At 63.5% G+C, this 12,615-nt stretch carries 11 protein-coding genes; 3 read left to right on the top strand and 8 right to left on the bottom strand.

Annotation, left to right across the window (positions count from 1 at the left end):
• A partial coding sequence (locus tag GXP39_18870; protein NOZ30099.1) for a protein kinase occupies positions 1-1,813 on the bottom strand: 1,813 nt, incomplete at its 3' end.
• A gap of 328 nt (positions 1,814-2,141) precedes the next feature.
• On the opposite strand from GXP39_18870, the gene GXP39_18865 reads away from it, so the two are divergent.
• Positions 2,142-2,735 (top strand): hypothetical protein, encoded by a 594-nt coding sequence (locus GXP39_18865; GenBank protein ID NOZ30098.1) that lies wholly within the window; start codon positions 2,142-2,144, stop codon positions 2,733-2,735.
• A 169-nt stretch (positions 2,736-2,904) separates the two neighbouring features.
• On the opposite strand, the gene GXP39_18860 is transcribed toward GXP39_18865, so the two are convergent.
• The 4 genes from GXP39_18860 to GXP39_18845 all read right to left on the bottom strand — a co-directional run bounded on the left by GXP39_18860 (position 2,905) and on the right by GXP39_18845 (position 6,722).
• Positions 2,905-3,855 (bottom strand): 4Fe-4S ferredoxin, encoded by a 951-nt coding sequence (locus GXP39_18860; protein ID NOZ30097.1) that lies wholly within the window; start codon positions 3,853-3,855, stop codon positions 2,905-2,907.
• A 51-nt stretch (positions 3,856-3,906) separates the two neighbouring features.
• Positions 3,907-4,554 (bottom strand): CPBP family intramembrane metalloprotease, encoded by a 648-nt coding sequence (locus GXP39_18855; GenBank protein NOZ30096.1) that lies wholly within the window; start codon positions 4,552-4,554, stop codon positions 3,907-3,909.
• A gap of 108 nt (positions 4,555-4,662) precedes the next feature.
• Complete coding sequence (locus tag GXP39_18850) at positions 4,663-5,847, bottom strand: cystathionine gamma-synthase family protein (GenBank protein ID NOZ30095.1); 1,185 nt, start codon at positions 5,845-5,847, stop codon at positions 4,663-4,665.
• 116 nt (positions 5,848-5,963) lie between these two features.
• Positions 5,964-6,722 (bottom strand): nucleoside phosphorylase, encoded by a 759-nt coding sequence (locus tag GXP39_18845; protein NOZ30094.1) that lies wholly within the window; start codon positions 6,720-6,722, stop codon positions 5,964-5,966.
• Positions 6,723-7,357: 635 nt separating this feature from the next.
• Here GXP39_18845 and GXP39_18840 point away from each other — a divergent pair.
• Together GXP39_18840 and GXP39_18835 are read left to right on the top strand one after the other, a co-directional pair.
• Entirely contained in the window at positions 7,358-8,827 is a 1,470-nt protein-coding gene (locus GXP39_18840) for a sulfatase (GenBank protein ID NOZ30093.1), read from the top strand.
• Between the two features lie 401 nt (positions 8,828-9,228).
• Positions 9,229-10,920 carry a nucleoside kinase gene (locus GXP39_18835; GenBank protein ID NOZ30092.1) on the top strand — a complete coding sequence of 564 codons (1,692 nt, stop codon included), beginning with the start codon at positions 9,229-9,231 and terminating at the stop codon, positions 10,918-10,920.
• A gap of 75 nt (positions 10,921-10,995) precedes the next feature.
• Here the strand turns inward: GXP39_18835 and GXP39_18830 are convergent, their stop codons facing one another.
• From GXP39_18830 to GXP39_18820, 3 genes are all read right to left on the bottom strand, one after another.
• Positions 10,996-11,442 (bottom strand): hypothetical protein, encoded by a 447-nt coding sequence (locus GXP39_18830; protein ID NOZ30091.1) that lies wholly within the window; start codon positions 11,440-11,442, stop codon positions 10,996-10,998.
• Between the two features lie 111 nt (positions 11,443-11,553).
• Complete coding sequence (locus tag GXP39_18825) at positions 11,554-11,874, bottom strand: L-rhamnose mutarotase (protein ID NOZ30090.1); 321 nt, start codon at positions 11,872-11,874, stop codon at positions 11,554-11,556.
• Positions 11,875-12,075: 201 nt separating this feature from the next.
• Positions 12,076-12,615, bottom strand: a 540-nt coding sequence (locus tag GXP39_18820) for an arabinose isomerase (protein NOZ30089.1), incomplete at its 5' end; no start/stop codon positions are given.

Here is a 12,615-nt window from a genome sequence, read left to right as displayed (position 1 = left end):
CCCCTCTCCCGCCGGCGGGAGATGGGGGAGGGTGGCTCGCCGCAAGGCGGGCCGGGTGGGGGGTGAGGGCCAGACGCGCCAACAGCCGCTCGACCAGCGCCTCGCGGCCGAAGAAGTCGGCCGCGTCGGCCTCCTCGAAGGCCCGCAGCCCCTTGTACGGATTCACCATCTCCAGCGGCGCCCAGTCCGGCGGCGAGGCGGCGGCCTCCCTCTCCGGGCCGGATATCGCCTCACGGAAGGCCGCGGCGAAGGCCCGCGCGTCGGGGTACCGCTCCGCCGGATCCTTGGCCGTCGCCCGCTGGATCACCTCCTCCAGGGCCTCGGGCAGATCGGAGCGTCGCTCTCGCATCGGCGGCAGCGGCTCGGTCAGGTGTTTGATCAGCTGTTCCGCCGGGGAGAGGCCGGGAAAGGGATGCTCGGCCACCAGGACCTGGTACATCACGACGCCCAGGCTGTAGAGATCGCTCTGAGGCGTAAGCGATCCGCCTTGCGCCTGCTCGGGAGAAACATAGGCCGGCGAGCCGACAACAGCACCGGTCTCCATCACGCCTGTGGGGCGCATCAGGTCTTTGGCGATACCGAAGTCGGAGAGGTAACCATTGCCCTCCTCGTCGAGCAGGATGTTCTCCGGCTTGACATCTCGATGGATCACGCCCTGACGATGGGCAACCGTCAGCGCGCCGGCGAGCTGATCGAGCAACCGGGCAGCGGCCTCCAGGCTCCACGGGCCGCGCCGGAGCGATTCGCGCAGGTTGCCGCCGCGCAGCCAGCGCATGACCAAATAGGCACCGTCCGGCTCCCGCCAGTAGTCATAAAGGGGAACGATGTGCAGATGCTCCAGCCGCGCCACCAGTTGGGCCTCTGCTTCGAAGCGGCGGATGAAATCGGGATGATTGGCGTACCGGGGCGGGATGACTTTGACCGCTACCTCCCGCCCAACGGAGGGTTGATAGGCGCGGTAGACCACGCCGAAGCCGCCTGCGCCGATGCGCTCGCGCAGCTCATAGCCTCGGACGGCTCGCTCTCGCCGTTGGGGCATGCCACGATCGATTTCACCGGCGCGAATGCGCTCGTAGAGGGCCACGGTCTCCGGCGAGGGCTCGACGCCCAGATCCTCTCTGAGGACGCGAACGCATTCCTGGTATTGACGCAGGGCCGTCGCCCGATCGCCGGACCAGGCGTAGAGCTGCATCAGCGCGCGATGAGCCGATTCGCGCAGGGGATCCAGGGACAGCCACCGCCGGGCGTAGGTGATGGCGGGCTCGCATTCCCCCCGGGCGCTGTGCCCGCGCACCAGCATCTCCAGCGCGTCCTCCAGCTCCCGCCGCAAGTGCTCCCGTTCCCCCAAAACCCACTCCTCGAAGAGCGGGGCGCCGGACACGTAAAAGCCGGCCAGGAACTCGCCCTGGCACAGGTCCACCGCCCGGCTCAGGGATGTCAGCTCCGCGGAAGTCAACGGTGTGGCGGGCGGCTCGGCGCGCCGGACACGCGACAGCCTGGCCGAAAAGTCCTCACGGTCCACAACGCAAGGGGCCTCTCGGTTGAGCCCCACCGTCTGGCGGGTGATGAGCAGGTAAGGCCCGATCAGACGCCGCAGGTTGGAGAGCACATCACGCAGATTCCTCCTGGCGGTCGCGTCGGGCACGTCGCCCCAAAGGAGGCCAGCCAGGGCACCACGGGTGTGTGGTTGCCCTGTAGCGGCCAGGTAATAGACCAGCGCTCGGGCCTTGTTGGAGACGAAACCGGTCACTGGCTCCTCCCCCAAGGTCACGCCCGGGCTTCCCAACAGGGTGATATGCAGTTTCTCGGCCATCCGTTCCCTCCTCGCCCCCTCCGCCGGCGGCTGGGAAGAAGATTGACACGAGGTTGCGGTCCGGCGAAGGCGACCCCCGTCTCGGCCTGTCTGCAAACGATGTTCTCTCGACGTTTTCTCGATGGCCATTGGGTATGATGTGCGTAGATATCCGTGCACGGCCGAGCGTCACTCACATATCGAACATCTGAGAATTGATCGGCGAGGTGCCTGAGGGCATCCCTCAGCTACACGCTCCACAAAAGAAGGCTCCTTCCGGAGGGGTTTCCCGTTGCAGGAGCGACGAAGGAGCTCGGGGATGTTCGCGAGTCATGAAGGAGAAAGGACGATGAAGAAGAGCTTATGGATCCCCACAGTGGCCGTAGTGTTGGTCGGGGCCATGGTGCTGGCGGGACTGATCGCCTGTGCGCCAGTGGCACCCAACCTCATCGCCACCCCGATTCCGCCGACCCCCGTACCCGCCATATCCTTCACGCTTCATCAAGAGGGATACGGCGATATGGGCTCGCTACCCGCCACCCGGGGGATCTGGTCAGCCGATGGATTGGTACAGGATAGCGGGGCGGCCTCGGATATCACGTTCATCACAGGCGATTGGGGGAACTTTCAATGGGATACCGTGCACGGCACGGTGCTCCTGGCGAGCGAGACGGATGCCCAGAGCTCCATCAGCCTGAAAGTCGACTCCGATTTCACCAACCTGAACATAGACGAAGATGGAGTTTGGCATTTCGAGGCGGAGGGGAACTTCGTCATCCTCTCAGGCACCGGCAACTATGCCAATCTTCGCGGGGAGGGCACCGTCAAGACCGCGGGCACGGTGGAATTCCTCGAGCCTGATCGCTGCCCCATTCCAGAGGCCTCGTTCTGCCCGGTGCTGAAGGTGGTGAACGAGTACGAGGGGAAGGGCCGCTTCGACTGAGAGAGGTGGCGGACCTCTTTCCCGACCCCGGAGGCACAGAGGGCATCCATCCTCTGTGCCTCTCCCATCATTCTCGCCGATCTGCTCCCCCGGGCACCACGATCGCCCGAGGACCAGGCCCCCAATACATCAGCCTCGCCTCAAAGCGAGCAGATCAGGCGGAGATGATTCATGAACCCCCTACGACAGGCTCCAGCCCTGCCAGCGCTCGCACGTCCAGCGGCTCCCCCTTCCTCTCATCACGCTCCAATGATATCGCCTCATTGGGGCACTGTCCTACGCAAACGCCACACCCCATACACGCCTCCCAGCTCACGATGGCGCTCTCTCCCACCTGAATCGCCTCGAAGGGACAGGCTTCCTCACAGGTTCCACAGGCAGCGCAAAGTGCCTTATCCACCTGAGCCACATAACCCGAAGAGGCCATCAGCGGGACCCCGTATTTCGTCATCGCTTCTATCCCGCCACAGCAACACTTGCAGCAGTTGCATATCGCGTAGAAGCGGTCCAGGCAGACGTCCTTGAACCAGGCCGAATGCACATGCCCCCGTTCATGCTCGGCCTGCAGCAAAGCCAATGCCTCGTCCTGGGTGATCCGACGGCTGCTCTGTGGGTTGTGCTCAAGAACGAAGTCCACAAAGGGCTGCCCAATGATCATGCATACCTGGGTCGGCTCGCAAGGGTTGGCACGCACATGCCGACAGCCGCACTCGTAGACCGCCACATCAGGCGGCCCCTTTAGCACGATGTCCCGCGCCGCCGGGTAAGGAATGATCTGCTCTAGATCCCGCAGCGGTATGTCCTCGTCGAGCGTGATGATCGCCCGGGCATGTTCCGGGGTGAGCACCTTGCTGTGGTAGTGGTCCGCCCAGCGCTGCCGACCACGCGCATCTAGCCTTGGATAAATGCGGTGGATCAGCACATCCAGATATTGATTGGTCCACCGCCCATAGGCATACGCATGCAGAGCGCTCCCATTCAAGAGTCGCCGCAAGCCACCCTCGCGTAGGAAGCGCCACGTCGAACGCCGAAGCAGGCGCCAGCGCTCGCCAAAGAGCCATAAGGCCAGCAGCGCCAGTAGAAGCGCCCCCGCCACAACTCGCACGACCATCTCCCCCATGGCCATCCCTCCTTTCCATTCTGGCGGCCTGAAGGTCGGGCACTCCGGAGCTCACAGGAATGAACGCCCAGCCAGCCCGGCAAAGTTGAGCAGGATATGAGCCATCACCGTCCACTGGATCGAGCCTGTCGTCTTTGCCACCCAGCCCCACACCAATCCCAGGGAAATGGACATCAGCGCGAATGCCAGCGCACCGCCCGCCATCTCGCTGGGGTACACCACCTGCGGCGATAGATGCCACAGCCCAAACCAGACGGCCGGGTAAAGATATGCCCATAGCCAGCTATCCGGAAAGGCGATCACATAAGTCCCCCGCCAGAGCACCTCCTCCATCGTGCCATTGGCCAACGCGAACAGGGCGGAATAGATGATGATCGTCAGACTCGCCCCCTTCACCTCCGCCGGAAACCTCGTCACGTACATCACCAGCGGCGGCCCCAACAGGAGGAGGAATCCCAACCAGGCGGGCTTCCCGAATCTCGGGCGCGGGGTTCCAAACATCTCCCGCAGTCCCTCCGGGCCGACGATTAACACCGAGGCCAGGAAACACCAGAAGACCCAGTAGAACAGAAAGCCTGCGAGGTATCCTCTCGCAGGCCCCAGCCAGGCAGCCAACCCCCTGAAGGCGAAATAGGTCGTGCCCAGCAAGGCAGGCGGCACTACCAGCAACACGATCTGGGACGGCGCGAAAGATGGCATCCGTACGCCTCTTTTATGAGCCTCAACCGCACAGCGATAGCCCCACATCGAACGAGGGGCAGGGAAGGCAAAATCGTGCGGTGTTGCCAGCGCCGCGATCTTCAACGCCTATATAAACGGGCGCAGCGCTTGCTCCAGATCCGCGATCAAATCCTCCGTGTCCTCAATCCCCACCGAATAGCGCACCAGGCTCTCCGGGATCCCCAACGCTGCCCGCTCCTCCTGGGTGCATTCCACGTGGCTGGTTGTAGCGGGCGGCCCCACTATCGTCTCGACCGAGCCGAGATTGGCCGCCGCGTGGGCGTAACGTAGCCTTGGCAGGAAGCGGCGCAATGCATCGAAGCTGTTCTCCTTCAACATGAAGCTCAGCACCCCGCCGAATCCCCGCATCTGTCGGCGGGCGATGTCATGCCCAGGGTGGGATGCCAGGCCAGGATAGAACACGCGCTCAATCGCCGGATGTCCCTCCAGGAACTGCGCGATCCGAAGGGCACTGGCATTTTGCTGGCGGATCCGCAGATGAAGCGTCTTCATGCCGCGCAGCAACAGGTAAGCGGCCATGGGATGCAAGGCCGCCCCGTTGATCTCCCGGTAGTGATAGATCCGCTCGATCCACTCCCGCTTGCCACAGACCACGCCCCCCAGCGCATCGGCGTGCCCGCCCAGGAACTTGGTCGCGCTGTGCAGCACCAGGTCCGCCCCCAATTGCAATGGGTTCTGGTTGATGGGCGTCGCAAAGGTGTTGTCCACGATGACCATCGCCCCCACCGCGTGAGCTGCCGCCGCCAAACGGGCCAGGTCGACGACCTTCAGCATGGGATTGGTGGGGCTTTCCAGATACAGCACTTTACACCCTTTCGCCACCTCCTCTTCAATCTGGGCGTGGTCAACGGTGTCGCACAGTGTGACCTCTATGTGGAAGCGCGGCATGAACTCCGAGAAGATCACATTGGTTCCACCATATGTGTCCTTCACGGAGACAACCCGGTCCCCCGGTGAAAGGAGTGCGAACAGCGTGCTGCTGATGATCCCCATGCCGGTTGCGGCGCTGGTGGCTGCCTCTGCCCCCTCCAAACTGCGGACTTTCTCCTCGAACGCGTGCACCGTGGGATTGGTATTGCGGCTGTAAATGTGGCCCCTCTTCTCACCCAGCGCGACCTGTAGCCATTCATCCACATCCCGGTATCCAAAGGAGACGCTGTGAACCACGGGGACCTGGGTGGCCCCCTGCATCCAATCCTCTTGCTCCCCCGCCCAGACGGCACGGGTTCCCATTCGCGGTGATTCGCTCATAAACCTCCCTCAAAATATCCTCGATGGCGCCGCGTGGAAGCGCGAGCGCCCAGAAAGGGCTCTCACGCCAGGAACCGAGGAGGGGCGGATCGCATTCCCTTTACCGCACTCCTCTGCTACAACGTCAGCACGGCATCCGCGCAGATCCAGAAGAGGTTCTCCCGGATGGCCGTCCGAGATTGCCAGCTCCGGTTATCCCACTCGTCGCCACTGAGATCGTCCCCTCCATACAGGATTTGACCGAACACCACATCTCTGTAGTGAGCTACGGCCATCATCCCGGCCGCTTCCATCTCCACAACCAGACACCCCTCCTCCCTCCGCCTCGCGATGACGTCCGGAGTCTCCCGATAGGGGGCATCCGTGGTCCAGGTCTTGCCCACCCGATGTGGAATCCCACGATTCCTCAACACGGCAATCAGCGAGCTTATCCCTCTCTCATGGGCCTCAACCTCACGAGAGGGAGGAAGGTAGTGATAGGAAACCCCTTCATCACGAACAGCAGCGGATACGACGATTAGATGGCCAACGGCGATATCCCTCTCAAGCACGCCACATCCGCCACAGGCTATGAACTTGCGGCAGCCGAACGCGATCACCTCCTCCAGAAGACCTGCGGCGAGGGGAGCCCCAACGCCCGGGTGGAAGAAGGCCAGCCGCTGGCCTCGGTGGGTGATCTCGTACACGGGATGGGGGCCATCTTCCCATCGGTTCTCGACGAGCACCCTGGCATCATGTTCCTCAACGACCCTCTCGATCACCTCTCGGAAGAAACAGATGACGCAATGCTCGGGCATATCGCGGGGTTCGATGACCTTAGCCGGTTCAATGAGCGCCTCGCGAGTCGGGTCGTGTTCCAGTATGGGATACGTCATGGATCACAAATCCTCACGGCAGGTCATGGCAACACGCAGAAGCCTCCAAGTCCCCTCCGGCAGCGCTGCACATAACCGCAAGCACAAAGGAGAGATGTTCACATCAGGAGCCGGGGAAGTGAGGAGGAATTCTCGGCTGCGGCAACGTCCACGGAAGCGCCGGCAAAAGCGGATCGGCGGCAGCACAAAATGAGCGAACCCCTGTGCGAAGCGAGTCGCGAGCCTGTGCAGCGGGCACAAGAAGGCGCAGAGCTCCTCCCGTGTTTCTCCTTCTTCGCGCCCTCCGTGACTCAGCGGTGAGACATGGAACATCACCGCATCCCCGGTCAGTTGACGGATGCGGGATGATTCCGCATAATATCCTATATCCGCGGCGAACGCGAAACCACCCCGCCGCGAGAACGCAGCTCCATGAGTGCCACAAGAACGTCCAACCCGGGAAAGCAGGACACTGCGTTCGCCTGGGATTATACATGGAGGAGACAACCTATGTCAACGCCCCCCCCACAGCCCCCTACCCACGTCCGGTGTCCGCCCGGGCTCCTTAACCACGAAACCACCTAAGTGCCCGCCCATCGTCTCCATCCCAAGACAAGACCACGCAACACATAACACCCAACCCTACGGAGGCCCCCATGAAAGTCATCTGCATCCTGCTGGACAGCCTGAACCGTCACTTCCTACCGATCTACGGCAACGACTGGGTACGCACTCCCAACATGGACGCCTTGGCGGAGCGCAGCGTGGTATTCGAGCAGAACTACATCGGCTCGGCCCCTTGCATGCCAGCCCGCCGGGACCTGTGGACGGGCGACTGGGAGTTCCTATGGCGGCCGTGGGGCAGCCTGGAACCTTGGGACCACCCGCTCCCCCGGCTGCTCCGCCAGGCGGGCGTGCTCACCCACCTCATCACGGACCATTACCACCTGTTCGAGCGCGGCGGCGAGAACTATCACATTGACTTCGAGGGATGGGAGTTCATCCGTGGCCACGAGAACGACCCCTGGATCACCGATCCCCGGCCGGACCCACCGCCGTACCACGGCGTGCTCAGCCCGCGCTACTGGCGGAACATGAGCCGCCTCAACCGGGAGGCCGACTTCTTCGCCCCTCGAACGCTTCAGGCCGCGGCCGACTGGCTGGAGCGCAATCACAGCCACGAGAACTTCTTCCTGATGATCGACGAGTTCGACCCCCACGAGCCGTTCCACGTGCCGCCCCCCTACGACACCATGTACGATCCGGATTGGGACGGCCCGCTCTACATCTGGGACCGCTACGGCCGGATCGAGGGGGAGACGGAGGAACAGATGCGCCATATACGCGCCCAGTACGCCGGGAAGGTGACCATGACCGATCGCTGGCTGGGCCGCCTGCTGGAGCGCGTGGACGACTTCGGACTGTGGGACGACACGGCCATCATCCTGATGACCGATCACGGCCACTTCCTGGGTGAGCACGGCTGGATGGGCAAGCCGGCCTGCCCGGCATATCAGACCATCGCGCACACCCCGTTGATGATCCACCTCCCGGGCGGCGCCCGCGGCGGTGAGCGCATCGACGCCCTGACCACCACCGTGGACCTGTACGCGACCATCTTGGAATGGTTCGGGCTGGAACCGCCGCGTCCGGTCCACGGACGCTCGCTGATCCCCATTCTGGAGGGCAAGGTGGACCGCGTTCGGGATTATGTCCTGTACGGCTGGTGGGGCAGAGGGGTGAACTACACCGACGGACATTACACCTATCTGCGGCATCCGCAGACGCCCGACAACACGCCCCTGGAGGCGTACTCGCTGCGCTGGTCTACGGCGCCCTGGTGGGAGCTGCCCGATCTCACCGGACGCCTGGAGTTCGGCCCCTACATGCCGCAGACGGAGATGCTGGTGGGGCGGATGCGCTTCCGTCCGGATGAGATGGCCCGGATCTCGGCAGCGCCGGATGATGTCGTCCACCCCTCGCTGCTGTTCAACATCCGGGAGGACGAGGACCAGGAACACGACCTGGCCGGCACCCCCATCGAGCGTACATACGAGGAGAAGCTCCGACAGGCGCTGCGCGAGGTCCAGGCGCCGGAATCCCAGTTCGAGCGCCTGGGACTTTAGCGCGCTCTCGGAGAACATGGCAGGAACATCGGCAATCGGAAAGCCTGGTAAGAAACCTCTTTAACACGGATGTGGGGTGGTGCGGCGAGGGCACGGCCTTCGGCCACACAGATCAGAAGGCAAACAGGCCGACAACTGAGATCAAACGCCACCGGATCGTCGGATGGGCCTCCCGTATGAGACGGGGGGCCTTCTTCTTTCCCCTGTACCACCTGTGGCGGGGAATCGAGCCCAAAGCCAGACGGGGCGTACCTCAGGGCACTTGACTTCTGCCCAGATTGGGATACAGTGAAACCGTATGAATCCATCGCGAAGAAGCGAAAAACGACGAGCAAGGGAGAGAGGAATCGATGACGGAAAAGGTGAAGAGGGTGAGCGAACACGGGGCAGAGGAAAATACTGTGTGGCCATCGAAACCCCGCACCACGGCTCAGGTGCGTTTTCCCGACGGACAGGTCTACGAGGCCCCCATTGGCACCCGCCTGGAAGCCTACATCCGAGCCGCCGATCTGGACCTGGACGCGCCGGTGACCGGCGCCCTGGTCGATGGGGAGCTGTACGAGCTGACCTACCGGGTGGAGAGGGACGTGGACGTGGTCCCCCTGACCATGCGCACCCAGGACGGGATGCGCATCTATCGGCGCTCCCTCACGCTGCTGCTGATCGCCGCCGCCGCCGAGCTGTTCCCGGAGGCCCGCATTTACGTCGACCACTCGCTGACCTTCGGGGGCTATTTCTGCCAGGTGCGCGGCCGTGAGGCGTTCACGCCGGAGGAGTTGAAGCGGATTGAGGAGCGCATGCGGGAGATCGTCGAGGCCGATGAGCCCATCACACGGGAGAAGCTGACGCTGACCGAGGCCATCGCCTTCTTCCGGTCGCGCGGCGATATGGACAAGGTGCGGCTGCTGAAGCACCGCAGCAAGAACGACCTGGCGCTATACGGCATTCGCGGCGTGCGGGACTACTTCCCGGGGTACATGGTGCCCTCCACCGGGTACCTGCGTTGGTTCGCCCTGCGAGACTGCCCGCCCGGATTCGTGCTCCAATTCCCGCGCCGCATCGACCCCACTCGGCTGCAGCCGTACAAGGCATACCCCAAGCTGATGGCCGTGTTCCACGAGTACGGCGAGTGGATGCGGCTGATGCACGTGGAGGACGTGGGCGGCCTGAACGAGGCCATCGCTCACGACCGCACCCGGGAGGTGATCCTCGTCTCCGAGGCGCTCCACGAACAGCGCATCGCCCAGATCGCCCAGGAGATCCAGGAGCGGCGCCCCCAGGTGCGGCTGGTGCTGATCGCGGGCCCCTCCTCCTCAGGCAAGACCACCTTCGCCCGCCGGCTGGCCATCCAGCTGCTGGCCAACGGGATACGCCCCTTCGCCCTGGGGCTGGACGACTACTTCGTCGACCGGGAGAAGACGCCGAAGGACGAGGAGGGGAACTACGACTACGAGGCGCTGGAGGCCGTGGACCTCGAGCTGTTCAACGAGCAACTCCTCAAACTCATGAACGGGGAGATGGTGCAGCTGCCTCGGTATAACTTCCGCACGGGCAAACGGGAGCGCGGCATCACCGTCCAACTCACGCGGGAGCACGTCATCGTGGTCGAGGGCATACATGGGCTGAACCCGGCGCTGGTGCCCCACATCCCGCGAGACAGCATCTATCGCATCTACGTCTCCGCTCTGACGCAGCTCAACCTGGACCAGCACAACCGCGTGCCCACGACGGACACGCGGCTGATCCGCCGCATCGTGCGCGACGCGACGTATCGCGGCTATTCCGCTCAGGAGACCATCCAGCGCTGGGAGAGCGTCCGTCGCGGCGAGAGGAAGTACATCTTCCCCTACCAGGAACACGCCGACGTGATGTTCAACTCGGCGCTCCTCTACGAGCTGGCCGTGCTGCGTCCGCTGGCCGAGCCGCTGTTGCTACAGATCAAACCCAGAACCCAGGAATACATCGAGGCCAAGCGCCTGCTGGCGTTCCTGAACTGGTTCCTGCCGGTGGACACCAAGTGGATCCCCGACAATTCCATCCTGCGCGAGTTCATCGGCGGATCCATCCTGCGCGACTTCTCCCTGGTCGTGTGAACGCGGGCCAGCCTCCCGACCGACAGACGACGCAGGGCCCAGCCGCGTGGCCGGGCCCTTTGCCATTGATGGACGTCAGCGCCTCAACGCTGTGGATGTCGGCCGCCGCAGCCGACGGGCCAGCAGGGAGAAAACGGCCGCGCCCGCCAACTCGCCCACCATGATGGCAAACCCGAGGGTAACGCTCGCGCCGGAAACCCACAGCAGGATCACCCGGATCACATGCAGCACGGCAAAGAAGGCCAGCTCGATGGCCGTGAGCAGGCAAAATCGGGCCAGCAGATCGCCCCTCCGAACCCCCGTGCGGTAGAAGGATTCGACGAAGACGATGAGGCAAAGCAGCAGGAAGGCGAGAAAAAAGGTGAGGAACTGGTTCAACGCGTGGAGGGTATACCGATGCCAGGCAGTCGTGGTCAATAACAACTGATAGGTGCTGCGGGCGACGATCGCGCCCAGGACGCTCAGCGCGATGGTGACCACCCACAGTAGGTAAGCCGTCCCATAAGCCAGGATCCGTCTCACCGAATCCATCCCAACGCAATATCCGCTCGATCAGAGGACTCACCCCTGCCGCGCGTGGAAATCGAACGCGAGATCGCCGCCGGCTCCATCCCCCTTAACCGGAAGAGCACATTAATCCAGATGGAAGACCTCCTCCAGCCGAATCAGGCCTTCGTCCGGGCGCTGCCCCTCCAGCCGCTCAAAGAAGGGCGCCATCTCCGCCTGCCACCGAGCATTCACATCCTGCTCGGCCATGGCGGCCAGCGCCCTATCGAAGTCCTCGGTCTCCAGGTAGCCAAACAGCAGACCATCCTCCCGCATGAAGAGGGAATAATTGCGCCATCCGGCCTCCCGCAGGGCCTGCAACATCTCAGGCCAAACGTGCTTATGACGCTCCTTATACTCCTCGATACGGTCGGCCCGCACCTTGAGAACAAAGGCCACTCGCTCCATAGAGCCCCCTCACCCGTAACCCCATAGCGTTACAGAAACGATCCGGGATGATCATAGCAGGCCGGGCTCCCACACCCGGCCTATAGCGACAGGAGATCTACTACCGCCTGGCGAGATCATCCTGACCTTTCCGCGGCCCCCTCACGGCCGAAGGCGCTGTGAACAACCGCCCCCACTCCGGCCGGCTTCACCAAGCGCTGCTCACGCCCCCCAATGCTCTACACTCGACCGCCCCACCTCGACGAACGGCAGCCCCTCCAGGTGGGCGAACTTCGCCAGCGTGCTGGCCACATGCCCGACCCCGAGCGCACAGTGGTGGGTGGGAGCCTGCGCGCACCAGGCGTCCACGAACTCGGCAGGTGGGAGCCGGAAGCGAATGCGACTGTTCGTATTGCCGATGCGCAGGATGGGCCCGGGCAGGGATTCCCCCTCAGCGGCCAGGAATTTCAGGCGTCCATCTCGCGTCTGAGTGCAAGCGAAGATGGTGACCGGCCCGGTCCTGACGTTGAACTCCACCGAGACGCCAAACCCCGCCTTGCCATGATAGAGGCCCAGCCCCCGCAGGACATGCTTGCGATCGCTGATCGCGATGTGTCCAGGACCGTCATGTCCCATGAGGACGAACTGATCTCGGAAATCCATCGCGTAGAACTCCGTGTATGATCCCCCCGCCCCCAGCACATCCAGAACCTTCATGGCGACCGCGTTCTTCAGGTCTCCCTCGCCAGAGCAGGGGATCCC

The sequence above is a fragment of the Chloroflexota bacterium genome (assembly GCA_013152435.1).
Classification (GTDB): Bacteria; Chloroflexota; Anaerolineae; order DUEN01; family DUEN01; genus DUEN01.
This window is presented reverse-complemented; position numbering and strand designations above follow the sequence as displayed.